At 58.1% G+C, this 22480-nt stretch carries 28 protein-coding genes; 11 read left to right on the forward strand and 17 right to left on the reverse strand.

Annotated features, from left to right (window positions below):
• The first annotated feature begins 216 nt into the window (after nucleotides 1-216).
• From AB1A64_RS19400 to AB1A64_RS19430, 7 genes are read left to right on the forward strand one after another with little or no spacing between them, the layout of a single operon-like run.
• On the forward strand, nucleotides 217-1431 hold the full coding sequence (locus tag AB1A64_RS19400; RefSeq protein ID WP_366553349.1) for a hypothetical protein: 1215 nt from the start codon (nucleotides 217-219) through the stop codon (nucleotides 1429-1431).
• Nucleotides 1428-2675 carry a glycosyltransferase family 4 protein gene (locus AB1A64_RS19405; RefSeq protein ID WP_366553351.1) on the forward strand — a complete coding sequence of 416 codons (1248 nt, stop codon included), beginning with the start codon at nucleotides 1428-1430 and terminating at the stop codon, nucleotides 2673-2675. Before AB1A64_RS19400 ends, AB1A64_RS19405 begins: the two co-directional genes overlap by 4 nt.
• Complete coding sequence (locus AB1A64_RS19410; protein ID WP_366553353.1) at nucleotides 2675-3751, forward strand: glycosyltransferase family 4 protein; 1077 nt, start codon at nucleotides 2675-2677, stop codon at nucleotides 3749-3751. Before AB1A64_RS19405 ends, AB1A64_RS19410 begins: the two co-directional genes overlap by 1 nt.
• Nucleotides 3748-4332 carry a histidine phosphatase family protein gene (locus AB1A64_RS19415; RefSeq protein ID WP_366553355.1) on the forward strand — a complete coding sequence of 195 codons (585 nt, stop codon included), beginning with the start codon at nucleotides 3748-3750 and terminating at the stop codon, nucleotides 4330-4332. The genes AB1A64_RS19410 and AB1A64_RS19415 overlap by 4 nt, the downstream gene beginning before the upstream one ends.
• Nucleotides 4329-5471, forward strand: a complete 1143-nt coding sequence (locus tag AB1A64_RS19420) for a glycosyltransferase (protein WP_366553357.1) — start codon at nucleotides 4329-4331, stop codon at nucleotides 5469-5471. The genes AB1A64_RS19415 and AB1A64_RS19420 overlap by 4 nt, the downstream gene beginning before the upstream one ends.
• Nucleotides 5468-6235, forward strand: a complete 768-nt coding sequence (locus tag AB1A64_RS19425) for a polysaccharide deacetylase family protein (RefSeq protein ID WP_366553359.1) — start codon at nucleotides 5468-5470, stop codon at nucleotides 6233-6235. Before AB1A64_RS19420 ends, AB1A64_RS19425 begins: the two co-directional genes overlap by 4 nt.
• On the forward strand, nucleotides 6232-6708 hold the full coding sequence (locus tag AB1A64_RS19430; RefSeq protein ID WP_366553361.1) for a class I SAM-dependent methyltransferase: 477 nt from the start codon (nucleotides 6232-6234) through the stop codon (nucleotides 6706-6708). The genes AB1A64_RS19425 and AB1A64_RS19430 overlap by 4 nt, the downstream gene beginning before the upstream one ends.
• On the opposite strand, the gene AB1A64_RS19435 is transcribed toward AB1A64_RS19430, so the two are convergent.
• The gene (locus AB1A64_RS19435; protein WP_366553363.1) at nucleotides 6709-7848 is read right to left on the reverse strand and encodes an alpha-D-ribose 1-methylphosphonate 5-triphosphate diphosphatase; all 1140 of its coding nucleotides are present in this window, start codon (nucleotides 7846-7848) and stop codon (nucleotides 6709-6711) included.
• A gap of 52 nt (nucleotides 7849-7900) precedes the next feature.
• On the opposite strand from AB1A64_RS19435, the gene AB1A64_RS19440 reads away from it, so the two are divergent.
• On the forward strand, nucleotides 7901-8584 hold the full coding sequence (locus AB1A64_RS19440) for a DUF1045 domain-containing protein (protein ID WP_366553365.1): 684 nt from the start codon (nucleotides 7901-7903) through the stop codon (nucleotides 8582-8584).
• Here the strand turns inward: AB1A64_RS19440 and phnN are convergent.
• From phnN to phnG, 7 genes are all read right to left on the reverse strand, one after another.
• Nucleotides 8566-9114 (reverse strand): phosphonate metabolism protein/1,5-bisphosphokinase (PRPP-forming) PhnN, encoded by a 549-nt coding sequence (gene phnN, locus AB1A64_RS19445; RefSeq protein ID WP_366553367.1) that lies wholly within the window; start codon nucleotides 9112-9114, stop codon nucleotides 8566-8568. The genes AB1A64_RS19440 and phnN overlap by 19 nt on opposite strands.
• Nucleotides 9111-9794: a phosphonate C-P lyase system protein PhnL gene (phnL, locus tag AB1A64_RS19450; RefSeq protein ID WP_366553369.1), complete on the reverse strand. Its 684-nt coding sequence runs from the start codon at nucleotides 9792-9794 to the stop codon at nucleotides 9111-9113. Before phnL ends, phnN begins: the two co-directional genes overlap by 4 nt.
• Nucleotides 9795-9805: 11 nt before the next feature.
• Nucleotides 9806-10576 carry a phosphonate C-P lyase system protein PhnK gene (gene phnK, locus AB1A64_RS19455; protein ID WP_366553371.1) on the reverse strand — a complete coding sequence of 257 codons (771 nt, stop codon included), beginning with the start codon at nucleotides 10574-10576 and terminating at the stop codon, nucleotides 9806-9808.
• Nucleotides 10573-11433 (reverse strand): alpha-D-ribose 1-methylphosphonate 5-phosphate C-P-lyase PhnJ, encoded by an 861-nt coding sequence (locus AB1A64_RS19460; RefSeq protein ID WP_366553373.1) that lies wholly within the window; start codon nucleotides 11431-11433, stop codon nucleotides 10573-10575. Before AB1A64_RS19460 ends, phnK begins: the two co-directional genes overlap by 4 nt.
• Before the next feature lie 241 nt (nucleotides 11434-11674).
• Nucleotides 11675-12766, reverse strand: a complete 1092-nt coding sequence (locus AB1A64_RS19465; protein WP_366553375.1) for a carbon-phosphorus lyase complex subunit PhnI — start codon at nucleotides 12764-12766, stop codon at nucleotides 11675-11677.
• Nucleotides 12767-12769: 3 nt separating this feature from the next.
• Nucleotides 12770-13345, reverse strand: coding sequence for a phosphonate C-P lyase system protein PhnH (gene phnH / locus AB1A64_RS19470; RefSeq protein ID WP_366553377.1), 576 nt, complete (start codon nucleotides 13343-13345; stop codon nucleotides 12770-12772).
• A complete protein-coding gene (gene phnG / locus AB1A64_RS19475) occupies nucleotides 13345-13803 on the reverse strand; it encodes a phosphonate C-P lyase system protein PhnG (RefSeq protein WP_366553379.1) in 459 nt (152 codons plus the stop codon). Before phnG ends, phnH begins: the two co-directional genes overlap by 1 nt.
• Nucleotides 13804-13905: 102 nt before the next feature.
• On the opposite strand from phnG, the gene phnF reads away from it, so the two are divergent.
• A complete protein-coding gene (gene phnF, locus AB1A64_RS19480; protein ID WP_366553381.1) occupies nucleotides 13906-14616 on the forward strand; it encodes a phosphonate metabolism transcriptional regulator PhnF in 711 nt (236 codons plus the stop codon).
• 92 nt (nucleotides 14617-14708) lie between these two features.
• Here the strand turns inward: phnF and AB1A64_RS19485 are convergent, their stop codons facing one another.
• The 5 genes from AB1A64_RS19485 to phnC form a co-directional block, all read right to left on the reverse strand.
• A complete protein-coding gene (locus tag AB1A64_RS19485; RefSeq protein ID WP_366553383.1) occupies nucleotides 14709-15344 on the reverse strand; it encodes a chloramphenicol acetyltransferase in 636 nt (211 codons plus the stop codon).
• 21 nt (nucleotides 15345-15365) lie between these two features.
• Nucleotides 15366-16733 carry a phosphonate ABC transporter, permease protein PhnE gene (gene phnE, locus AB1A64_RS19490; RefSeq protein ID WP_366553385.1) on the reverse strand — a complete coding sequence of 456 codons (1368 nt, stop codon included), beginning with the start codon at nucleotides 16731-16733 and terminating at the stop codon, nucleotides 15366-15368.
• Entirely contained in the window at nucleotides 16730-17611 is an 882-nt protein-coding gene (gene phnE, locus AB1A64_RS19495) for a phosphonate ABC transporter, permease protein PhnE (protein WP_366553387.1), read from the reverse strand. Before phnE (AB1A64_RS19495) ends, phnE (AB1A64_RS19490) begins: the two co-directional genes overlap by 4 nt.
• A 67-nt stretch (nucleotides 17612-17678) precedes the next feature.
• The gene (gene phnD, locus AB1A64_RS19500; RefSeq protein ID WP_366553389.1) at nucleotides 17679-18581 is read right to left on the reverse strand and encodes a phosphonate ABC transporter substrate-binding protein; all 903 of its coding nucleotides are present in this window, start codon (nucleotides 18579-18581) and stop codon (nucleotides 17679-17681) included.
• A gap of 66 nt (nucleotides 18582-18647) precedes the next feature.
• A complete protein-coding gene (phnC, locus tag AB1A64_RS19505; RefSeq protein WP_366553391.1) occupies nucleotides 18648-19469 on the reverse strand; it encodes a phosphonate ABC transporter ATP-binding protein in 822 nt (273 codons plus the stop codon).
• Between the two features lie 160 nt (nucleotides 19470-19629).
• Between phnC and rpe the strand changes: the two genes are divergently transcribed.
• Nucleotides 19630-20316: a ribulose-phosphate 3-epimerase gene (rpe, locus tag AB1A64_RS19510; protein ID WP_366553393.1), complete on the forward strand. Its 687-nt coding sequence runs from the start codon at nucleotides 19630-19632 to the stop codon at nucleotides 20314-20316.
• On the opposite strand, the gene AB1A64_RS19515 is transcribed toward rpe, so the two are convergent.
• The gene (locus tag AB1A64_RS19515) at nucleotides 20313-20978 is read right to left on the reverse strand and encodes a cyclic nucleotide-binding domain-containing protein (RefSeq protein WP_366553395.1); all 666 of its coding nucleotides are present in this window, start codon (nucleotides 20976-20978) and stop codon (nucleotides 20313-20315) included. The genes rpe and AB1A64_RS19515 overlap by 4 nt on opposite strands.
• Nucleotides 20979-21086: 108 nt before the next feature.
• Nucleotides 21087-21281: a hypothetical protein gene (locus AB1A64_RS19520; RefSeq protein WP_366553397.1), complete on the reverse strand. Its 195-nt coding sequence runs from the start codon at nucleotides 21279-21281 to the stop codon at nucleotides 21087-21089.
• Between the two features lie 211 nt (nucleotides 21282-21492).
• Between AB1A64_RS19520 and AB1A64_RS19525 the strand changes: the two genes are divergently transcribed.
• On the forward strand, nucleotides 21493-21834 hold the full coding sequence (locus AB1A64_RS19525; RefSeq protein ID WP_366553399.1) for a RidA family protein: 342 nt from the start codon (nucleotides 21493-21495) through the stop codon (nucleotides 21832-21834).
• A 122-nt stretch (nucleotides 21835-21956) separates the two neighbouring features.
• Here the strand turns inward: AB1A64_RS19525 and AB1A64_RS19530 are convergent, their stop codons facing one another.
• Nucleotides 21957-22211: a hypothetical protein gene (locus AB1A64_RS19530; RefSeq protein WP_366553401.1), complete on the reverse strand. Its 255-nt coding sequence runs from the start codon at nucleotides 22209-22211 to the stop codon at nucleotides 21957-21959.
• Between the two features lie 193 nt (nucleotides 22212-22404).
• Nucleotides 22405-22480: hypothetical protein (locus AB1A64_RS19535; protein ID WP_205964993.1), on the reverse strand; the 76-nt coding region annotated here is incomplete at its 5' end.

The following is a 22480-nucleotide window of genomic DNA, read 5'->3' on the forward strand; positions in this document are numbered from 1 at the left end:
ATGACCGACCCTGTAGTATGAGTGGAATGGCAAGATCAACGCCGGGTGTAACGGGGAAAAGCGCTCCGAAACCACCTGTACTTTGGCTGTTGCCATTTCGCCATGTTTGACGAATTTGCACAATCTCGGCACCCCCTTTGGCAAGCGGCGTCAAAGAATATACGGTAACGGAGTTTAACGCGCGGATTTGCACCCAGGGACACGACAGGCGAAGGCATGAGCCTAGGAATACAAAACAACATCACCGGCCGTGCGCCGCGCATACTGTTCTACAGCCACGATACATTTGGATTGGGGCATCTGCGCCGGTCGCGCGCTCTTGCCGCAGCTATCACGCAAGCCAACCCGAAAGCGTCGGCCCTGATCCTGACCGGGTCGCCCGTGGCAGGTCGGTTCACCTTTCCGCGCCGGGTTGACCACGTGCGCCTGCCAGGTGTGACCAAACGTGCCGATGGCTCTTATGCAGCGCGCACCATTGGCATGGGGATCGAAGAAGTGACCGAACTGCGCGCAGGTCTGATCCAGACTGCCGTCCAGCAATTCGACCCCGATATGCTGATCGTCGACAAGGAACCCACCGGTTTTCGCGGTGAGTTGCTGCCGACATTGGAACATCTGTTGCATTCGCAACGCACCAAGCTGGTTCTTGGCCTCCGCGACGTGCTGGACGAACCTGAAGTTCTGGCCGCCGAGTGGGAGCGGAAAGACGCCCTTGCTGCGACCGAGCGCTTCTATCACGAAATCTGGGTTTACGGTCTGCGCTCGATCTATGATCCAACTAAGGGGCTGCCGCTTAGCCACGCAGCGCAATCGCGCACGCATTGGACCGGTTACCTGCGACGGGATCTTGGCCCTGTAGGGGAGCCACCTGAACAACCCTATATCCTGATCACACCCGGTGGCGGTGGCGATGGGAAGGCGATGGTGAACCAGGTGCTGTCTGCCTACGAAAAAGACCCCACTTTGTCGCCACGTGCAGTACTGGTTTACGGCCCCTTCCTTTCCGGTGAGTTGCGTGAAGAATTCGAGACCCGCGTTGCCGCATTGAATGGCCGGGTGACCGCTGTGGGGTTCGAATCCCAGATCGAAACGCTGTTTGCGGGGGCCGCCGGGGTGGTCTGTATGGGCGGTTACAATACGTTCTGCGAAGTTCTGTCCTTTGACAAACGTGCCGTCATCGTGCCTCGCACAACGCCACGGCTAGAACAGTGGATTCGCGCCTCGCGCGCCGAAGGGCTGGGCCTTGTGCGGATGCTGGACGAAAACCGCGACGGGTTAACCGCGGATGCGATGATCGAAGCGATCCGCGACCTGCCACACCAACCCCTGCCATCGCAGACCATTCAGGACGGGCTGCTGGACGGGTTGGACTATGTCACCGACCGTGTTGACGCTTTGCTGAGCCAGGAACAGGAACGGGCCATCGGATGACCACAGCCCAGCCGAAACTGGCGGTGCTGGTCAAAGGGTGGCCGCGCCTGTCCGAGACGTTCATTGCCCAGGAGCTTGTCGCCTTGCAAGAGGCCGGGCATAGCTTTGACATTTGGTCTTTGCGCCATCCGACCGACGTAAAACGGCACCCGCTGCACGACCGGTTTCGGGGTCAGGTGCATTACCTGCCAGAGTACCTTTACGAAGAACCACAGCGTGTCTGGGCCGCGCGACAGACTGCGCAAGCCCTGCCCGGCTATGCCGAGGCCTACCGGGTCTGGCGCGCCGATCTGCGCCGCGATCCCACCCACAACCGCATACGGCGCTTTGGTCAGGCCTGCGTTCTGGCCGCCGAATTACCCGGCGCAACAAAAGTTATGTACGCGCATTTCATGCACACCCCATCCTCGGTCGCCCGCTACGCCGCTATTATGCGCGGCCTGCCGTGGAGTTTTTCGGCCCACGCCAAGGATATCTGGACCTCACCCGAGTGGGAAAAGGTCGAAAAACTGCGCGCCGACACCCATGGAGCGGCTTTTGGTGCGACCTGCACGGCCATTGGGGCAGACCATCTACGCAGTCTGGCCGACGATCCCGCGCGGGTTGATCTGATCTATCACGGGCTGGATCTGAATCGTTTTCCTTCTCCGCCAAACCGCATCCCACGCGCGCTGGACGGGCCGTTTCACATGCTCTCGGTCGGTCGTCTGGTCGAGAAAAAGGGCTTTGACCGACTGATCGACGCATTTGCCATGCTACCTGAAACGCTGGACTGGCACTGGACGCATATCGGCGGCGGAACACTTGGTGATACTCTGCGTCGTCGGGCCGACGCCGCTGGCATTTCGCAACGGATCACGTGGCAAGGCGCCTGTGATCAACCCGAAGTCATCGAAGCAATGCGCAGCGCAGACCTGTTTGTGCTGCCCAGCCGGATCGCCAGTGACGGAGACCGTGACGGGCTGCCCAACGTTTTGATGGAGGCTGCATCACAGCTGTTGCCGATCCTGTCGACGCCGATTTCGGCCATCCCCGAGTTTATCGAAACCGGCACCCACGGTGTCTTGTCCGACGATGATCCGGCCGCATTGGCCAGCGCCATCATCCGTCTGGCCGCCGACCCACAACAAACTGCTTTGATGGCCAGTGCCGCCTATGATCGCTTGATTGCCGATTTCCGCATGGACCCCGGCATTGCCCGCCTGTCCAAACGACTGCGCGCATTGGGTTCGGACCTAGGCTGATGGCACGGGTGGCCTTTTACTCTCCGATGAAAGCGCCGGACAGCCCGGTGCCGTCGGGGGACCGCGAAATGGCCAGTAACCTGATACAGGCGATCGCCGCGCAAGGGGATACGGTCGAACTGGCCTCGCGATTGCGTATCTACGACAAAGCCGGGGACGCGCAGGTGCAGGCCGCATTGCGCGCCGAAGCTGACGCCGAGGTGCAGCGTCTGATCGCCGATCTGCCGTCGGACACAGCGCTTTGGGTGACCTATCACAACTATTACAAAGCGCCTGATCTGCTGGGCCCGCTCGTCTGTAAGGCGCGCAACATTCCCTACGTTCAGTTGGAAAGCACCCGCGCAACCAGCCGCCTGACCGGTCCTTGGGCTGGGTTCGCCCAAGCCGCGCATGAAGCTTGTGATGCGGCTCGGGTGATTTTTTACCACACCGCCAATGACCTGATCACTCTGGAACGGGAACGGTACGGGGATCAAAGCCTTGTAGAATTACCCCCTTTCCTGCCCAGGTCGGATTTGCCGCCCGCCTCGGGCTGTGCTGGCCCAATGCTGACCGTGGGCATGATGCGGCACGGTGACAAGCTGGCTTCCTACAGTCTTCTTGCGCAGGCCCTGCCCCTTATCGACGGCGACTGGTCCTTGGATATTGCGGGTGATGGCCCAGCACGTCCCGAAGTCGAGGCGCAGATGGCCCCGTTCGGATCAAAGGTCCGGTTTCTGGGGCAATGTGACCGCGATGCTTTGCAGAAGCTTTACGGTGCGGCTTCGGTACTGGTGTGGCCCGGAGTGAACGAGGCCTATGGCATGATCTATTTGGAGGCGCAGGCCAGCGGTGTTCCTGTTGTAGCGCAGGACCGGCCCGGCGTACGGGATGTGCTGACCCCGTCGGACTATCCTTCGGTCGACACTGGCCCCGAAGGACTGGCCGCACGGCTGCGCGCCTTGCTGGATGACCTTTCTTTGCGCCTGTCACTGGGGACCAAAGCCCGCGCACGCGTGGCCGAACGTCACCTGATGCCTGCAGCCACTGACCGGTTCTGGCAGGCAACGCGCCCCTTGATGGAGGTTCGGTCATGATCCAGTTGGCACTGCTTCGGCACGGTCACACCCATTGGAACCGCGCGGGCCGCATTCAGGGGCGCAGTGACATTCCGCTGGACGAAGACGCGCAGGCGGAGTTAGCCGCTACGCAACTGCCCGCGCCATGGAAGGACGCGGACCTCTGGTCCAGCCCCCTGTTGCGGGCCAGCGAAACCGCCCGTCTGGTCGCGGGACGCGAGCCACAGACTTCGGACGCGCTGACCGAGATGAACTGGGGTGATTGGGAAGGGTTGCGCGGGGTCGACCTGATTGCCGACCCGGACAGCGGATACCGCCATATCGAAGACTGGAGCTGGGATTTCCGCCCTCCAAACGGTGAAAGCCCAGCTGAGGTATGGGCCCGTCTTCACCCCTGGTTGAACGCGTTGTCTGGCGATACGGTTGCCGTCTGCCACATCGGTATTATGCGGGTCATTCTAGCGCGTGCCTGGGGATGGGATTTCAATGGTCCCGCCCCCTTTAAAATCAAGCGAAACCGCCTGTACATCGTTGATATGTCAACACTCAGCCCCCAACCCGAACCCGTCCGCCTGATCGGACCAGAGGCACCGCAATGAAAGTCATGATCGTTGTCACTCACCTGCTGGGCACCGGGCATTTGAGTCGGGCGCTGACGTTGGGACGGGCATTCGTACGGGACGGGCATGAAACCTTTGTTGTCTCGGGCGGAATGCCCGCGCCGCAACTGGGTAGCGAGGGCATGACCCTGTTGGGGCTTCCACCGCTGCGTTCGGACGGTACGGATTTTACCAGGCTTTTAACCCAAAGCGGTGACGTGGCCGATGCCGCCTATCTGACATCGCGCGAAACCGCCTTGGTCGCAGCCGTGCAGAGTTTCGCACCCGATGTGCTGATCACCGAGCTTTTTCCCTTTGGTCGCCGGTCACTGGCGGCCGAGTTCAATGCCGCATTGGAGGCCGCCTGGAACTTGCCGCGACGCCCGGTCATTCTGGGTTCGATCCGCGATATTCTGGCCCCTCCATCGAAACCATCAAAGGCGGAACGCACGGAAGAGATCGTGTGCCGGTATTACGACGGTATCCTCGTCCATTCAGATCAAAGCGTTGTTCCGCTGGAAGTAAGCTGGCCAGTGACTGACCGTTTGCGCCCACGGTTGCTCTATACAGGTTTTGTCGCGCCTGAAGCCCCCGTGCCGCATCCGGATGCGGTGGGCAAAGGCGAAATACTGGTCAGCGCTGGTGGCGGATCGGTGGGCCAGCCGATCTTTCGCGCGGCCATCGAGGCCGCCCGAAAGATGCCCAACAGGCGCTGGCGCCTGTTGGTGGGCGGGCAGGACGCAAGGGCACGTATAGATCAGCTATCGCAACTCGTGGGCGATGCCCAGGTGACGCTGGAATCGGTGCGCCCGGATTTCCGGCAGATGCTGCCCCATGCAGCAGCCTCGGTAAGTATGTGCGGCTACAACACGGCGCTGGATATTTTGCAATCGGGAACGCCTGCGGTGTTTATTCCGTTCGACGACGGCAAGGAGGTTGAACAGGGCTTGCGTGGTCAGAGCCTGTCGGACTTGTCGGCCATCGAGGTGTTGCCAAGCAAATCCTTGAATGGGGCTACTTTGGCGCAGGCCGTTGTGTCTGTGATGTCGGACGGTCCACGTCCGGTATCGACACAGGGCTTTGACGGGGCCGCAAGATCGGTCGAGGTTGTCGTGAATCTGCGGGGGCAAGCAGGATGAAGGACTGGCGCCCTCTAGAGGCGGAGTTGGGCATCTGGCATGCGCAGGGCTTGTCGCTGCCGCTGTGGTGGCGAGATGATGACGCCGTTTCAAGGACACCGCAGCTTGAGAGGCTGTCGGAGTTGTCGCGGTCGCTCGACCTGCCCGTTCATCTGGCGATTATTCCCCGTGATGCCGATACTGGTCTGGCGGATCACGTAGCGCAGCAACCGACGTTGATCCCTGTGGTACATGGCTGGGCGCACCACAACCATGCACCACCTGACGAAAAGAAATCCGAATTCCGACTGCACCGCCCGTTTGAGGAAATAACTGCCGATGCGCAGTCTGGACTAGAGCGGCTGCGCACTTTGTTCGGAGACGGATTGTGCCCAATGTTTGTGCCGCCCTGGAACCGCATCTCGCCCGAAGTAGTTCAGAAATTGCCTGATCTGGGATATCGCATTGTCTCGACGGCGACGCCGCGTAAGACGCGAGAACCTGCGCCGGGGTTAGAACAAATCAACACCCATCTGGACCCGATCGACTGGCGCGGAACTCGCGGGTTGGTGGCAGCGGACAAGTTGATCAGTCAAACATCAGAGCTGTTGCGCGACCGGCGTGAGGGGCGCGCCGACATTGCCGAACCATTTGGCGTCTTGACCCACCATCTGGTCCATGATCAGTCCATCTGGACCTTTACCCAAGAGCTGCTGAGCCGACTTCTGGATGGCCCCGGTTTTGCCTGGGAAGCGGCAACAGAAACAACCGGAGAACCCGAATGAGCCGACTGGATTCCATGCTACGACGCCTGACGGCGCAACGAGACGGTCTGAACTGGACTGTGGTGCAGATCAGCGACATGGACGGCGATGTTCTGGACATGGGGCTGGGCAATGGCCGCACCTATGACCATTTGCGGGAAATCCTGCCCCATCGTCGGATCTGGGTCATGGACCGGGTTCTGCAATGCCACCCGTCCAGCACACCTCCGGCCGAGGATTTTTTGCAGGGCGAAGCCGAACCCATGCTTGAAAAGCTTGGCATTGATGGACCGAAGATCGCGCTGGCACATTATGATTTTGGACGCGGCATCAAAGAAGATGATGTTGCCGAAGCAGCGCGCCTTAGCCCGCTGATTGCGCGGGTAATGCGGCCCGGCGGGTTGCTGATTTCGGGGCAACCTCTGGTTGGATTCCAGCAGATCAAGGGCCCAGAAACCATCGCCCCGGACCGGTATCTGTTCTATCGCGCCTGATCATGCCACGCGCCGCCCGCGGGACCACACACCGTTCAACGCAGGTGCGCCTTCACGCATGCGAAATCGGATGACATCTGCTCGAGCACCGCTGCGCAGTTCTCCACGATCCCCCAACCCGACGACCTCAGCAGGCGTCTGTGTCACAGCCCGAAGCCCCCGAGCCATGTCTCCCCACATCTCACCCAGACGGGTTGCAGACAGCAGAAGCGCAGCTGGAACGTAATCCGAGGACAATATGTCGAGATGCCCAAGCTCTGCCAGTTCTTGTGCAGCCACGTTTCCGGAATGCGACCCGCCCCGTATCACGTTAGGTGCCCCCATCATCACCTTGATTCCGTGGTCATGGCAGGCGCGGGCCGCCTCGACAGTGGTGGGAAACTCAGCCAGTTTGATACCGTGACCGGCCGACACCGCGACCTGTTCATGCGTGGTATCATCATGGCTGGCTAGCATCGCGCCAAACCGCCGGGCGGCCTTCACAGTTTCAACCTCATGCCGGTCACCATTGTGCTCGCGAAGCTTTTTAAGTTGTGCCACATGCTGCAAGAACTCATCATCGTTCATGCTGTGTTTACCCTTCATATAGGCTTCGAGCTGCGTCATATCCCGGAACTGTCGCTGCCCGGGCGTGTGATCCATCAAGGACACCAGACCGACACGATCCTCGGCACTAAATTCATCCAACTCGTCAACCAACGTCTCGGAACACACTTCAGCCCGCAAGTGCAGGAAATGACTGATTTTCAAGGCATCCTGTTCACGCAGCTGCCACAGCTCCCGCGACAGATCACGAGCGTATCTCTTATAGCGCTGACCACTGGGGATGGAACCGATGCGCATCGCATCGAATACAGTGGTAATTCCGGTACTTGCCAACTCAGCGTCATGGGCCAAAATCGCCGCTGCATGAGGCCAGTCAACTTTGGGGCGCGGCTGGATGTGACGTTCAAGATTATCTGTGTGCAATTCGACCAGACCGGGGCTGACATAATCGCCCTCACAATCGACTGCACCTGCCGGTACTGTCGAGCCGGTATCAACCCCCACAATGGTCTCACCAACAATAAAGATGCTGCCTGTAACCGTCTCATTCGAGAGAACAAGTGTAGCATTGGCAAGGATCGTTTCTTCTGTCATCTGAACTTCACACAGTTTGAGCTATTGGGAAGGCCACGCATAGGAGGCCAATGTGACATTCACGCGATACGCGATCTATTTTGCGCCGCCGGCTGCAGCCGACTGGACGCAATTCGCCACCAGCTGGCTGGGTTGGGATTTGGAAGCCGCCAGGGCTTGCGCACATCCTAGAGTCGACAGAGTGGACGTTGCCGCGGTAACCGAGGCACCGCGCAAGTACGGGCTGCATGCAACGATGAAGCCGCCTTTTCGGTTGCGCGACGAGCAAACGGTCGAAGCGTTGTCTGAAGCCTGTGCGCAACTCGCGGCCACACAATCCCCTGTCACGTTGGATGGGTTGGAGATAGCAAGGCTGGGTCGTTTCCTGGCGCTGCGCCCGCTGGGCGACGACACTTCTTTGAACGCTTTGGGCGCGGCCTGCGTGCGGGATCTGGACCGCTTTCGCGCCCCTGCACTGCAGGCCGAGCTGGATCGCCGACGCGCCAACGGTTTGTCGGCCGAACAGGACGCCAATCTTTTGAAGTGGGGCTATCCTTATGTGATGGAGTCTTTTCGGTTTCACATCACCCTCAGTGGCAAGCTGGACAAACCCACGCTGGCTACTGTTCAGAACGCGCTGCAAGCGCAACTGGCGCCCCTGCTGCCCACCCCATTTCAAATCAGCGATCTGGCGTTGATGGGCGAGGCTGCGGACGGGCGCTTCGAACTGATCCATCGCTATGCCCTTTCCGGCTGAAGTTGCGCGAGGATCGCATCAATCGTCGCGTCCAGCGGCCCCGAATTGTCGATCTCGATCACCCTCGCTAACCCTTCTGGCAGAGGTGTCTTTGCCCGGGCCAGGCGCCTCGCCTGTTCAGTCGAGCTCTCCCGAGCACGCGCAGACAGGCGCTGTGCCAAAACCTCAGGATCGGCGGTCAGAGAGATCACGACCAGATCGCCGAAAACTTCCTGTGCCTGCGCCAGAACTGAGCGCGACAGGTTTACAAGAACCGCCGCCGCGTGTTGCCTGAGGGAGTTGATGCTGGATGGCACTCCATAAAAGAGGCCGTGGGCGGCCCAGTTCAGAGTAAAGGTGCCGTCGGCGGCCATCTGTTGAAAACGCTCAACAGATACACGGTCAAAATCCTCGCCCTCTTCCCCCGTTGGTCGTGTAATTACTCGGCGTACCCGGTGAATACCGGGTATTTTGGCCTCCAGCGCATCCATAACGCTGTCTTTTCCAACACCTGAGGGGCCGACAATCGCAATGACTGGTGCAAGGGTCATGCTGCTACTCCGGGGGTGAATTCGGACACGTTGATCTCTCGATCACAGACCCGCTCACGCGCGGCGACGTCGTGAAAGATTCCCACGATCGCCGCGCCCCGTGCCTTGGCTTCTTCGATAAGCGACAGGACTGTCTCACGGTTCTGTACGTCCAATGAGGCCGTGGGTTCATCCAACAGCATCGCGGGATAGTCATGCGCGAAACCGCGTGCGATGTTCACACGCTGCTGTTCACCACCGGAAAAGGTGGTCGGGCTGAGTGCCCAGAGACGTTCTGGGATGTTCAAGCGCGCTAACAACGGCGCCGCCTTATCCAGCGCCACCTGCCTGTCGCGCCCGAGGGCCAGCAGAGGCTCGGCGACCACTTCCAGCGTCGGAACCCGAGGCACGACGCGCAGGAACTGGCTCACATAGCCTAGCGTCTCGCGCCGCAGTGCGAGAACCTCGCGCGGTTCGGCCTGCGTCACGTCCAGACCACCAACCAATACCTGCCCTGAGGCGGCCAGATAGTTGCCATAGATCACACGCATCAGGGTCGACTTGCCCGCCCCCGACGCGCCGGTCAGGGCAACACATTCACCTGGAGCGACACGGAAGGAGGCTCCCTCCGTTACCGGGATCACTGCGCTGCCCTGATTGTGCAAAGTAAAGCTTTTGCTGACATCTTTGAGTTCAATCATTGCATTCACCCTCAAACCTGCAAAACACTGGACACCAGCAATTGCGTATATGCGTGCTGCGGATCGTCTAGCACCTGATCGGTCAGCCCGACCTCGACCACATGACCGCTTTTCATCACCATCAACCGGTCCGCCAACAACCGAACCACCGCCAGATCATGAGTGACGATGATGGCGCTCAGCCCCATCTCGCGAACCAGCCCCCGTAGCAGGTCCAGTAGCCGCGCCTGAACCGAGACATCCAGTCCGCCGGTCGGTTCATCCATGAAAACCAGCCGAGGTCCCGTCACCAGATTGCGCGCGATCTGCAAACGTTGTTGCATCCCGCCCGAAAACGCCGTGGGGCGATCATCTACTCGGGTTGCCTCAATCTCGACTCGACCCAGCCAGTCGATAGCTTTGTCGCGGATATCGCCGTAATGACGGTCGCCTACAGCCATCAAACGCTCTCCGATATTGCCCCCGGCACTAACCGACATACGCAACCCGTCGCGGGCGTGCTGGTGGACAAAAGCCCAATCTGTGCGGCCCAGCATCCGGCGCGCGGGTTCCGACATCGTGACTGTATCCATCGGCCCATCGGCGCGCGTGTCAAAGACGACCTGCCCCGCATCCGGCTCCAGATGCCCCGCCAGACAATTCAGCAGAGTCGACTTGCCGGAACCACTTTCACCAACAATCCCCATCACCTCGCCAGGGTAGAGATCAAAGCTAACCTCTGTGCAGCCGATTCTCGCGCCATAGCGTTTCTCGATACCTTTGACTTGTAACAGCGGCTTCATGCTGCGTCCTCCTCGGCGAGTCGGCCCACATGTCCCGCCGCGCGGCGCGAGCGGCAGTAGTCAGTATCGGAACAGACAAACATCCGGTTGCCCGTGTCATCCATGATCACCTCGTCCAGATAGCTGTCTTCAGCCCCACACAGATCGCAGGGATGGTCCGCCTTGGTAGCCTCGAACGGGTAATCTTCGAAATCGAGGCTGACGACCTTGGTATAAGGTGGCACCGCATAGATCCGCTGCTCCCGCCCTGCGCCAAACAGTTGGATCGCGTCCATCTCAAGTTTGGGGTTGTCAAACTTCGGAATCGGCGACGGGTCCATCACATAGCGGCCCGACACCTTCACCGGATAGGCGTAAGAGGTCGAAATCGCCCCGTGCTGGCTGATGTCCTCGTACAGTTTCACATGCATCAACCCGTATTCCTCAAGACTGTGCATCTTGCGCGTTTCAGTCTCGCGGGGTTCAAGGAACCGCAGAGGTTCGGGGATCGGAACCTGATAGACCAGAATCTGATCCTCGGTCAGCTTTGCCTCAGGGATGCGGTGGCGGGTCTGGATCACCGTGGCCTTATCGGTTTCTTCGGTGGTTTTCACCCCCGCCGTGTTCTCAAAGAACTTGCGGATCGAAACGGCGTTTGTGGTATCATCGGCACCCTGATCAATCACCTTGAACGTATCCTCGGGCGTCAGCGTCGCGGCCGAGACCTGCACGCCACCCGTCCCCCAGCCATATGGCATCGGCATCTCTCGGCTGGCAAAGGGCACCTGATAGCCCGGCACAGCCAGCCCCTTCAGGATGGCCCGACGGATCATCCGCTTGGTCTGCTCGTCCAAATATGCGAAGTTATACTCATTCATTTTGATGTATCACTTTGTGTTTTGGTGTTTTTATGGACGTTTACGTTTATTGCGCGGTCATTTTGACCATTATGATTTACCTCATTTTGCATATCCGCCACTCTAGGCGGCGACGCGCTGCGCAGCTTCGAGACAAAAGCGGTCAATGGATGTCGGTTGGAGCCTCGGAATTTGAGGGTGCCGAGTTGGAAAACACCGACTAGAGGCGAAAAATCGCTTGCACTGGGCCGACAGGAGAGTGTCATTCTGCAGCCTCCTTCAGCGTGATACGCTCTTCGGCTTCGCGACGCAGCTTGCGGACCAACTCTAGTTCGGACTGGAAATCTACGTAATGCGGCAGCTTGATATGTTCGAGGAACCCGGTGGCCTGAATGTTGTCCGCGTGACTCAGGACAAATTCTTCGTCCTGTGCAGGGGCGCCCAGGTTGTCCTCACCCAGTTCCTCCCACCGCAGCGCGCGGTCAACCAGAGCCATTGCTATGGACTTGCGTTCTGATTGACCAAAAACCAGCCCATATCCGCGCGTGAACTGAGGGGGCTCGGTCTTGGAGCCTGTAAACTGGTTAACCGTCTCGCATTCGGTCAGCTCGACCTCCCCGACTGCGATGGCAAAGCCTAATTCGGGGATGTCCATCTCAACCGCTACCTTGCCGATCCGCAGTTCGCCGACAAAGGCATGATTGCGGGCATAGCCACGCTGAGTAGAATAAGCCATGCCCAGCACGAAACCCTCATCCCCGCGCGACAGTGATTGCAGGCGCAAGGGGCGGCTTCCAGGGAATTCCATAGGCTCGCGGGTCAGATCTCCAGGAATGGCGTCACTGAATGGCTCGTCCTGAATGATTTCCTCGCCCTTGAGGAACTCTGTGATATGTGGTGTCGGCTCGGTGCGTGGCGCACCTTGCGACGCGGGTGCAACTTCGCCCTCGGCAGCCAGTTTGAAATCCAGCAGTCGGTGCGTGTAGTCGAACGTTGGCCCCAGAACCTGCCCGCCCGGTGCATCCTTGAAGGTGGCTGAGATACGTCGATCACAGGCCATCTCTTCGGTCTTGACGGGGATCGTGTACCCAAACCGTGGCAAAGTCGTGCGATAGGCGCGGATCAGAAAGATAGCCTCGATCAGATCCCCTCGCGCCTGCTTGATCGCAAGTGCCGCTAAATCGGGATCGAACAAGGACCCCTCGGCCATCACCCGGTTCACTGCAAGGCTCAACTGTTCGCGGATTTGTCCGATGCTGAGTTCGGCAATATCCATGGATCCACGCCGCTCTTCCGCCAGCCAGGCATGGGCATTCTCAATGGCTTTTTCACCACCTTTAACAGCTACATACATCGCTCAGCCCTCCGCCTTGATCTGCGTGCTGCGCGGTAGGCCCGCGAGCCTGTTGCCGCAGGTAAGGAAGAAATCACAGCCCAATGGGTAAAGCGCCGAATTGGCTTGCAGCGCCGGTACATCCGGCAGTGACAAGCGTGTCCTGACCTTGATGCCCGGTCCTGTCAGCTCTGGCCCGGCTTGTTGCAGTTCATCAAATTCCACAATCAGAGTAGCTGATCTGTCCGGGTATTCCGCCGTTCCAATCCGAAAGGCGCTGAGTGGCATCAAGGCATGCCATGTTCCCACTGCAAAATCCGCCTCCCCCGCATCAGTGATGGGCGCGCCGGTGTGAAAGGTCAGCCACTGGCGAACGGCATCCGTATCGGTCTCGCCTGCCAAATGCACCTTGGTCTCCGGGTCACAGAGCGTGAGCAGCAACGTTCCTGCTGCCACCGACAAAGGCGCAGGTGGCTGGCAACCCGCGATCGAGCGGACCTCGCCTGGGCGCGCCATCACCGTCATCGCGGCGCGAAAGGCGTGGGCTGCATCAATCGGAGCATTCTGGAAACCGCCTAAAAATTGGGTTTGGGCTTTCATCAATCCTCTCCCCGCACCATAGTGAAGAATTCAACTTTCGTAGCAGCCGCTTTCGCCGCCCGTGCCGTCTTGCTGGCTTGCATCTGCTGACTAAGCGGTGCGATCACCCGCGCGCGGATTTCATCCGCCGCGCCTGTCTGCATAAGCGCATCGATCAGCGCCGCCACCTTGGCCTTGCGTTTAGATCGGCCTTGCACATAACCGTGCCCCACCGTGCCATCCTGCAATACCAGTGAGCACCGCGTGACTGTCATTTCACCCAGGTTGAACGGCGCGCCTGTTCCTCCGGTCCGTCCTCGAACCATAACACCGCCCACCTCGGGATTGCGGAGCCAATCAAAGTCTGGCTGCTGCTCAACTTCGCCCCACAAAGCCAACAGGCTGTCTTCGGATGCTCTAGCCAGTAGACCCATCCACTCCTGACGCGCGGCATGCGCTATTTTAGTCTGATTTGTCATAAAACCCTCTTGGCCGGGTTGTCTACGTGAACTATACAACTAGACAAATATTACACCCCAGTAGAGTGACTCGCAATCGCGACAGTGTGAAAGTTTGGTAACATGAGCAAAACTCCGATCTGGAAGAGTATCGCCTTAAGCTTGACCTCCGACATCGCAGAAGGGCGATACGACACCGGAGATCGGCTGCCGACCGAGGCACAACTGGCGGCACAGCATAGCGTCAACCGGCATACAGTGCGGCGGGCATTGTCAGAGATGGCGGAGCAAGGTTTGGTCCACCCTCGTCGCGGAGCTGGTGTTTTTGTGGCCGCGCGACCGACCGACTATCCGATTGGCAAACGGGTGAGATATCACAAAAGCATTTCGGCCAGCGGCAAGATGCCCGGCAAGAAGATCCTCTCACTTACAACCCGGGCTGCAGATGGTACCGAAGCCGAAGCCCTGCAACTTGCTCCTGGAGACAAGGTTCATGTCTATGACGGCCTGTCTCTGGCCGACGGTCAGCCCATCGGATTGTTCCAGAGCGTCTTTCCGGCAGATCGCTTGCCAGGCATCCTGTATGCGCTGCAAGACACACAATCTGTAACCAAGGCGCTTCAACGCTGTGGCATCGAAGATTACACCCGCGTGTCTACCCGCCTGACAGCTCGGGCAGCAACAGCGACGCAGTGTTTGCATCTGCAACTGCCCCAAGGTGCGCCGGTGCTGCATTCGGCAGGGATCAATGCTGACTTGAACAGTGTGCCAGTGGAATACGGACGCACCGTTTTTGCAGGAGAACGCGTTACCCTAACTCTGAACGACGATTGAAGACCGGGAAGTTTCATCCTCGTCTTCGACCTAGTTGCAGAGGCCTCCTCCCTTTGGGCTTCGGTGATGCACCTGCGGGTACGGGAATTCATTCAGCCTGCTGGCGCGAAGGTCATCTCGTATTTCTCAAGGAAAGCTTCGGCGCTGAGACTCCGGAAATCCGGTAAGGCAGCACGTAGGCGCTGATTGTCCCAATCCCACCAAGCCAACGCCAACATGCGCGCAGTAATCTCTTTAGAGAAGCGGCGACGGATAGGTTGAGCCGTTACACCCCCGACAATAGTGTAAGGAGGCACATCCTTTGTAACCACCGCCCCTGAGGCGACTATAGCTCCGTGGCCGATTGTCACTTCGGGTTTGATGATCGCCGCATGTCCGATCCATGTGTCGTGCCCAATCTTCGCTGTGCGACTGGCGCGCAGCGCGAACCAATCCGGGTCGTCTTGCGCATCATCCCAATAATCCGCAGAACGATACAAGAAGTGATGCAAAGACGCCTTCTCCATCGGGTGATCGGTCGCGCCGATCCGGGTGAAGCTGGCGATGTTGGCGAATTTACCGATCTCGGCATTGGCAATGTCACAGGTCCGATCGCAATAGGAGTAGTCCCCCAATAACGAATTCGCGATACGACTGCCTGCGCCGATCTCGACATACGCTCCGAAACTGCTTTCTGTGATCTTACAATCGGGGTGAATGAACGGCTTATCCGGGCGCAGGCGTGCCATCGTTGTAGTCCTCGGTCTTAGTCAGGGCAAAAGTAGCGGATTGGCTTTGGGATCGCGCGGCTTGCGCTTTTTTTTCGTCTCACCTTGGATCAGACGTTTGCGCAGCCAGCCGGAAAACCAATCCATCAGTATCACCATCAAGATGATCAGGACGATGTAGTAGGCTACTTCTTCCCAATCTTTCTGAGTGATAATCGCTTGTGTCAGCAACAGACCGATGCCGCCGCCCGTAATCGCGCCGATTACAGTGGCGCTCCGTGTGTTGGATTCGAGGAAATAAAGCAACTGACTTAACAACACTGGCGTAACCTGAGGGATCACTCCGAAACGATAGCGCTGCGGCGCGTTGGCTCCGGTCGACTGCACGCCTTCAATCTGCTTCGGGTCGACGTTCTCTAAGGCTTCCGAGAAAATCTTGCCGAAAGTTCCAGTGTCTGTCACCAGAATTGCCAGCGCACCGGTCAGCGGGCCGGGGCCAAAAGCGCGGGCAAGAACGACGGTCCAGATCAGCGCGTCCACACCACGGACAAAGTCGAACACGCGCCGCGTAGCAAAGCGCAAGGATTTCAGCGGGTTGAAGTTGCGCGTCCCCAAAAAGGCCATCGGCAGAGCAACAATAGCCGCACCCAATGTGCCAAGGAATGCCATCAGGATGGTCTCAAAAATCGCCCAGGCCACGTCCTGATGCCGCCACATCTTATTGGTCCAGAAATCGTTTAAGATCGCGCTTGTCTCACCCTTCGCAGCCAGCCCGGCCACTTCGGGGAAAGACTTGCCGTGATACGGGCTGTCGAGAGTAAACCAGAACAGCTCCCACCCGGTAAAATAACGAAACACTTCAGACCGATTACGGGTCACTGTCAGGCGACCTGCATTCGTGGTGATCGCCAAGCGGTTCTTCGATACGTTGATCCACTCTGGCACTTCACCCGCTGGCAATTTCGCCTGCACACCGGCTGAACGGCTCGGCGTTGCTCGGACGGTACCGTAACCAGGGATGTCATATTCTATCGTCTCAGGTCCAAAGCGCACTATGTGACCGTCTTCCAGATCAATCACAGTGGTCTCGCCCAACGTCACCCAATCAGGGGCTTCGCCAGCAGGATACGCACCCTTGCGCTCGCCCTCGATCGCGGAGGATACCTCGCCCGTACGATTGTCCCGTTCGATATGGGTTTTATAGCTGTAGCTGTCCGAAACCAGTGTCTTACCGTTTTCCCAGTTTGCCCGAGCCGCCAGATCCGACACGTCAAAGGCAAAAAACACGTAGGTCAGATAGACCATTACCAATGCAGGCAGGCTGAAATTCACCACCCGCTTGCGGCTGAACAGGCGGTCCGCCTCTGCCTTCAATTCGTCAGCGGTCAGATTGGTTGCGAAGGTGCTCATGCCGAGGCTCCTTTTTCCGATCCGTGAGCCAGACGGTCACGCAGATAGCCAGACATCTGATCGACGATGACGATTGTGACGAACAGCAGGATGAAAATAGCGGCCGCTTCGTCATAACGCCCCTGCCCCCAGGACATCGCGTTACGCAGTTCATAGCCCAGACCACCCGCGCCAACGAAGCCAAGGATGGCAGAGGCGCGAATATTGATCTCGAACCGCAGCAAGGCGTAACTGACATAGTTCGGCCCGACCTGTGGGATCACGCCCAAGTACATACGCTGCGACCAGTTTGCACCGACCGATTGCAGTCCCTCAACCGGTTTGAGCGAGGCGTTTTCATTCACCTCGGAAAACAACTTGCCCAACGCGCCAGCCGTGTGGATCGCAATAGCAATCATCGCAGGCACCGGACCGCCACCTAGAATGAAAATCAGGACCAGAGCGATGACAATCTCGGGGATCGCCCTGAAGATATCTGAGATCCGCCTGAACAAAGGAATCAGAGCCGGCCAGTAAGCCATTCCGCGCGTCGACAGCAGCGACAAGACCGCCCCCACAATCGTACCGATCAGCGTCGAGGCCGCAGCGATATTCAGTGTTTCGACCAGGGCAGGAAAGAACTCTATCAGATTCGCAGGCATCTCGCCTATCTTTTCCCAGGCCTCTGACAGTACCTCGGCCGGGTAGTCAAAAATCCGATGCCAGCCGTCAAGGAAGCTACCTGCATTGCGGCTGTCAGCCGTGCGGAACCCTGCGGCCATCATGGCGACAAACAGGATCAGAAGGATACCACCATAAACCCTCTTGCGTCGCGCCATCGCAGTGTATTCGTCGCGGATCTGATCGACGGTTATGGACCCAACAGTCAGGTCTGTCATGGAATGCTCCTGAGTAGAAAAACGGGGCCAGGTTTTTAACCAGACCCCGATCAATGGATATGCAGGCTTAGTTGGACTTCAGCTTGCGTGCTTCGATGATAACTTCGTAGGCATCATGCGTAATTGGGTCGAAGCTCTTGGCTTCACCTGCAGCCACGCCATAGAAGCAATCCTTGTCTTTCTCGCTCAGAGTGTCCCACAGCTCGGTCACTTTGGCTTTGACATCGTCAGGCAACGCCTTGCGGACCACAACCGGACCTTCCGGGATCGGCTGGGATTTCCAGATTTCAACCATGTCGTTCATGTCGACCAGCCCGGCATCCACCGCGCGGCGCAGCGCGCCCGACTGGTAGCCGTCTTCCCAATCGCCCAGACCGTCGGCCCAGGTCACGCCACCTTCAACGTCGCCGTTGTTAACTGCAACGATGGTCTGCTCGTGACCGCCGGTGAACTTCACTTCACCAAAGTAGTCGCCCGAGTCCATGGTCGCACCAGTTGCGGCAGGAATTTCGATCGACGGGATCAGGTAGCCCGAGGTCGAATTCGGATCACCGAAACCGAAGGTCTTGCCCTTCATGTCTTCCAGCGAGGTGATGCCGCTGTCTTTGCGGGCGAAACCAACCGAGTAATAGCCGTAGCCGCCGTCGGTGTTGACCTTGACCAGAACCGGTTCAACCGCTTCGGGGTCGGACAGGTAGGTTTTGGCGTAGCCAGACGCGCCCAACCAGGCCACGTCGATGGTGCCGCCCAACAAGCCCTGAATCACGCCGTTGTAATCGGCAGGGGCAAACAGTTTGGTCGGAACGCCCAGCAACTCTTCGGTGTATTCGCGCAGGCATTCGTTGTTGTTCAGACGGTCCTGAGCGTTTTCACCGCCCAGAATGCCGATGCGAAACTCGCTGATTTCGTCAGCCAATACAGGCGCGGCCATGGCAGTGGTCGCAACAAGGGCAGCCATTAGTTTTTTCATCTGTCTCTCTCCAGTTTGATTGCCCCGGCCTTTCATCGGACCGGGCGATGAAAGGGGGTGGTTGGCTCAGATGGTCGCTTCCGCTTCCATCAGGACCTTCTGGGTGGCATCCAGAGTTTCGATTTCGGTCGAGGTCGCCTCTTCCGAGAAGCTAGCATCAGCCCCGTAGATTTCGCGGGCTACGCCGGTTGTCAGTTGCTCAGGCAGACCATCAAAGACGATGCGCCCGTCGCGCATCCCGACTACGCGGTCGCAATAACGGCGCGCGGTGTCCAGCGTGTGCAGGTTGGCGATTACGGTGCGACCGTCCTCTTCGTGGATACGGCGCAACGCTTGCATCACGACCTGTGCGTTCATCGGGTCCAGCGAGGCGATCGGTTCGTCCGCAAGAATGATCTTGGGGTCCTGCATCAGGGCGCGCGCGATGGCGACACGCTGCTGCTGACCGCCCGACAGAGCCTCAGCGCGCTTGGGCGCATGTTCGGCGATGCCCAGACGATCCAGAATGTCGATGGCGCGATGGATTTCTTGCATTGGGAACAGATTGAACATGGTCGCCATTGTCGAGTTGCGGTTCAGCGTGCCATGCAGAACGTTCGAAACAACATCCATCCGTGGCACCAAATTGAACTGCTGAAAGATCATCGCGCAGTCCGCTTGCCATGCGCGTTTTTCACGCCCCTTCAATTGGGTGACATCGCGGCCTTCGAACAGAATCTGACCATCGCTGGAATCCGTCAGACGATTTATCATCCGAAGCAAGGTCGACTTACCAGCGCCCGACCGCCCGATAATCCCGATCATGCAAGGTTTGTCCACATCCAGCGTCGCCGCGTCCACGGCAACATTCTCGCCGAAGCGCTTGGTCAGTTTTTTAATACGCAGCATGTGCCACCCCTATCTGTGGTGGAGATCTGCTACAGACGGCGTTCAACGGCTTTGTGTCGGTGTGGTGAAAGTTTTGTAACGGCCCTAGTGTCAGGGACTACCCTTTGCAAAGAAGCGCAGGTATACGCGATCGCGACTCTTCAGCTGACACGAGGCCACCATGAGCTTTGACCGTACCATCAAGATCGCTCCGTCGATCCTGTCCGCCGATTTCGCCAATTTCGGGCAAGAGATTCAGGCCATCGAAGCCCAGGGCGCAGATTGGGTCCATGTCGACGTGATGGATGGTCATTTCGTACCGAACCTGACCTTCGGCCCGCCCGCCGTCAAAGCATTCCGTCCGCACGTCAAAACGGTGATGGACGTGCACCTTATGATCACGCCGGTTGATCCCTATATTCAGGCCTATGCCGATGCAGGCGCTGATATCCTGACCGCCCATGTCGAGGCCGGCCCGCACACCCACCGCACCCTGCAGGCGATCCGCGCCGCGGGTATGAAAGCCGGTGTTGCGCTGAATCCCGGCACCCCGGCTGACGCGGTCGAGCATCTGCTGGACCTGACCGATCTGGTCTGCGTCATGACCGTGAACCCCGGCTTCGGTGGTCAGAAATTCATCGACATGACCAGCAAGGTCCGCAAACTGCGTCAGATGATCGGTGACCGCCCCGTGCATATCGAGATCGACGGCGGTGTTGACCCGAATACAGCCCCGTTGGTTGCAGCCGCAGGTGCTGACGTTCTGGTCGCAGGATCAGCCGTCTTCAAGGGTGGATCAGTTGAAAACCCCGGCGTCTATGGCGACAATATTCGCGCCGTAAGGGCCGCCGCAGAATCCGCTCTCTAGGCCATCTGCAATCTGGCGGTTTGCAGAAACCGCGAAATCTCGAGCCCAAGGCTAGCTTCGATTGAAATCGCCAGATCAGGCTGTTTCTGAAGTTCTGCAGTCAGATCTGGCATTTTCCATTCAATCACGCGTGACGGCGTTCGCGCCGTCACGGCCACGGGCGCCGCGAAACCCTGATCTTTGCTCAGAAAGGCTGTACCGCCAAGAAAGCGACCTTCACCCAGCGTATCAACGTGTTCCCCGTTCATCTCTACGACTATCTCACCATCCACGATCAGCGAAAGGCTGTGCACCGGACCGCCCTGCGTCAGTAGTCTGGTTCCGGCCGGAACCGATTTGGCAACACCCATTCTCAGCAGGTTATACGCATCCCGTTCCGAAAAATTGCGCAAAGCGATTTCATAGAGGTGTCTTTGCGTATCGGTAAATGGCACCGGTCGTCGTTCCAGCAACAAACGCACAATCCAAAAGATGTTGATTCCGGTGAAAAACAGGTTCCACCCGATCGGGGCCCACAGCGGCGCGGGTTGCAGATAGTAATAGGGCAGCAGGATCATCGCGCCAATCACCGACAGAACACGCAGCCAGAAAATATCCCTGACCGAGTAAGAAATCAGGTAAAAGACATTCGCCGCATTTACCAAAAGGTCCAAACCCACCATGCCCTACCTCATCAGTTTTGCGCGCTGACCGGGGCCAGGCGCGCTTTACAGGTGCATGTTGAGTTTAGCAGTCGCTGTATGGTGGGCTAGAGCGTTGACTCTGACCTATTACTTTTTCACCCGGAATCTTCCAGGTTTCTCTGAAAGACAGGTTACATGGCTTACTTTCTGCTGCGGACGTGGCAGGTGCGATCTGGTGCCCGTCTCAGGATCATCGGCGCTTAGGATTGCGGCTTGCATGTCGCCCAGATCGGTGCTGTGCAGGATACGCGTGCTGTAGTGTACGAACGGAAGTCCAAACATGATTTACCCCAAACTCTGATTTACTGACACCAACCCCTGCGGGTCTCGCGCCGTTTGCTTCGAGTGCAAACATGGGGTCACTTCTTTGCGTTGAGGTGGAGGTAAAATTAAACCGCCAAAACTGCAGGTCTTGCCACGAAAATAGCAATTGCCAAGCAGGTCATCTTGTGACCATGAACAGCCGCATCAAACATCTAAATGAGAATGCCCCATGATTGAACGCATCGACACCGGCGAACGGTCCTCGAAAATCGTAAAACACAACGGCGTGGCCTACCTGACCGGACAAGTCGCCGAGGGTGACACCATTCAGGAACAAGTCCGAATTTGCCTCGAAAAAATCGATGCCCTGCTCGTACAAGCCGGGTCATCACGTGAGAAAATGCTGCGTGTAACGATCTGGCTGGCCGATATGAAAGACTTTGCCGGATTGAACGAGGTCTGGAATGCCTGGGTTCCCAAAGGCCACGCACCGGCCCGCGCCTGCGGGGAAGCCAAGCTGGCACGCCCCGAACTGAAAGTGGAATTTATCGTGGATGCTGCTTGCGAGTAATTTCGTATTCAGGCATTCCATCCCGCATGGATATGCAGGCGTGCTGTTGCGCCACAAAAAAGGCCTTTCCATTCAGGAGAGGCCTTCGTTTCCAGAAAAAATAGTTGAGCCCCCGTAGCAGACTACTGTGGAACACACTTCCCAGTAAATTTCGCGACACCTTTTTTGTTTCGCTGGATTTGAAGATCGGCAACTTTCAATCCGTCAGAACAAAGGGCACCAAAGGCATTTTTCTGTAAGTCCTTATCAGTCCAACCCGCACCAGCTTTACCCTTAAATCCATCAGCCCGATGATCGATTGTCAATTTGTTGTCTTTTGTTCCTGCCATTGCCGCTGCAGAGCTCATCAATAGAATCGCAATTGCGAACCTTTTCATCGCTGTATCCTTTGCTTGATGCGAGTAATGCAGAAAAACTCGTAACCACAAAATACTGCAGACACAACTTTAAGCATAGCATCGCTAGACGTGAGTCATCCCAATGTTGCTGGTGAGCGGCAATCTTTTTCCTGTTGGAACGAAAAAGGGCGCCCCTTGGGACGCCCTTTCTTTGAGTATTGGCGTAAGCGCCTTACTCGATGATTTTCGACACAACGCCGGCGCCGACGGTGCGGCCGCCTTCGCGGATGGCGAAACGCAGGCCGTTT

The organism is Ruegeria sp. ANG10 (genome assembly GCF_040705255.1).
Lineage (GTDB): Bacteria > Pseudomonadota > Alphaproteobacteria > Rhodobacterales > Rhodobacteraceae > Ruegeria.

Excerpts from the sequence above, each read along its gene's own strand:
- AB1A64_RS19400 (WP_366553349.1), top strand. The coding sequence starts at position 217 with ATGAGCCTAGGAATACAAAACAACATCACCGGCCGTGCGCCGCGCATA.
- AB1A64_RS19405 (WP_366553351.1), top strand. The coding sequence starts at position 1,428 with ATGACCACAGCCCAGCCGAAACTGGCGGTGCTGGTCAAAGGGTGGCCG.
- AB1A64_RS19410 (WP_366553353.1), top strand. The coding sequence starts at position 2,675 with ATGGCACGGGTGGCCTTTTACTCTCCGATGAAAGCGCCGGACAGCCCG.
- AB1A64_RS19415 (WP_366553355.1), top strand. The coding sequence starts at position 3,748 with ATGATCCAGTTGGCACTGCTTCGGCACGGTCACACCCATTGGAACCGC.
- AB1A64_RS19420 (WP_366553357.1), top strand. The coding sequence starts at position 4,329 with ATGAAAGTCATGATCGTTGTCACTCACCTGCTGGGCACCGGGCATTTG.
- AB1A64_RS19425 (WP_366553359.1), top strand. The coding sequence starts at position 5,468 with ATGAAGGACTGGCGCCCTCTAGAGGCGGAGTTGGGCATCTGGCATGCG.
- AB1A64_RS19430 (WP_366553361.1), top strand. The coding sequence starts at position 6,232 with ATGAGCCGACTGGATTCCATGCTACGACGCCTGACGGCGCAACGAGAC.
- AB1A64_RS19435 (WP_366553363.1), bottom strand. The coding sequence starts at position 7,848 with ATGACAGAAGAAACGATCCTTGCCAATGCTACACTTGTTCTCTCGAAT.
- phnN (WP_366553367.1), bottom strand. The coding sequence starts at position 9,114 with ATGACCCTTGCACCAGTCATTGCGATTGTCGGCCCCTCAGGTGTTGGA.
- phnL (WP_366553369.1), bottom strand. The coding sequence starts at position 9,794 with ATGATTGAACTCAAAGATGTCAGCAAAAGCTTTACTTTGCACAATCAG.
- phnK (WP_366553371.1), bottom strand. The coding sequence starts at position 10,576 with ATGAAGCCGCTGTTACAAGTCAAAGGTATCGAGAAACGCTATGGCGCG.
- AB1A64_RS19460 (WP_366553373.1), bottom strand. The coding sequence starts at position 11,433 with ATGAATGAGTATAACTTCGCATATTTGGACGAGCAGACCAAGCGGATG.
- AB1A64_RS19465 (WP_366553375.1), bottom strand. The coding sequence starts at position 12,766 with ATGTATGTAGCTGTTAAAGGTGGTGAAAAAGCCATTGAGAATGCCCAT.
- phnH (WP_366553377.1), bottom strand. The coding sequence starts at position 13,345 with ATGAAAGCCCAAACCCAATTTTTAGGCGGTTTCCAGAATGCTCCGATT.
- phnG (WP_366553379.1), bottom strand. The coding sequence starts at position 13,803 with ATGACAAATCAGACTAAAATAGCGCATGCCGCGCGTCAGGAGTGGATG.
- phnF (WP_366553381.1), top strand. The coding sequence starts at position 13,906 with ATGAGCAAAACTCCGATCTGGAAGAGTATCGCCTTAAGCTTGACCTCC.
- AB1A64_RS19485 (WP_366553383.1), bottom strand. The coding sequence starts at position 15,344 with ATGGCACGCCTGCGCCCGGATAAGCCGTTCATTCACCCCGATTGTAAG.
- phnE (WP_366553385.1), bottom strand. The coding sequence starts at position 16,733 with ATGAGCACCTTCGCAACCAATCTGACCGCTGACGAATTGAAGGCAGAG.
- phnE (WP_366553387.1), bottom strand. The coding sequence starts at position 17,611 with ATGACAGACCTGACTGTTGGGTCCATAACCGTCGATCAGATCCGCGAC.
- phnD (WP_366553389.1), bottom strand. The coding sequence starts at position 18,581 with ATGAAAAAACTAATGGCTGCCCTTGTTGCGACCACTGCCATGGCCGCG.
- phnC (WP_366553391.1), bottom strand. The coding sequence starts at position 19,469 with ATGCTGCGTATTAAAAAACTGACCAAGCGCTTCGGCGAGAATGTTGCC.
- rpe (WP_366553393.1), top strand. The coding sequence starts at position 19,630 with ATGAGCTTTGACCGTACCATCAAGATCGCTCCGTCGATCCTGTCCGCC.
- AB1A64_RS19515 (WP_366553395.1), bottom strand. The coding sequence starts at position 20,978 with ATGGTGGGTTTGGACCTTTTGGTAAATGCGGCGAATGTCTTTTACCTG.
- AB1A64_RS19520 (WP_366553397.1), bottom strand. The coding sequence starts at position 21,281 with ATGTTTGGACTTCCGTTCGTACACTACAGCACGCGTATCCTGCACAGC.
- AB1A64_RS19525 (WP_366553399.1), top strand. The coding sequence starts at position 21,493 with ATGATTGAACGCATCGACACCGGCGAACGGTCCTCGAAAATCGTAAAA.
- AB1A64_RS19530 (WP_366553401.1), bottom strand. The coding sequence starts at position 22,211 with ATGAAAAGGTTCGCAATTGCGATTCTATTGATGAGCTCTGCAGCGGCA.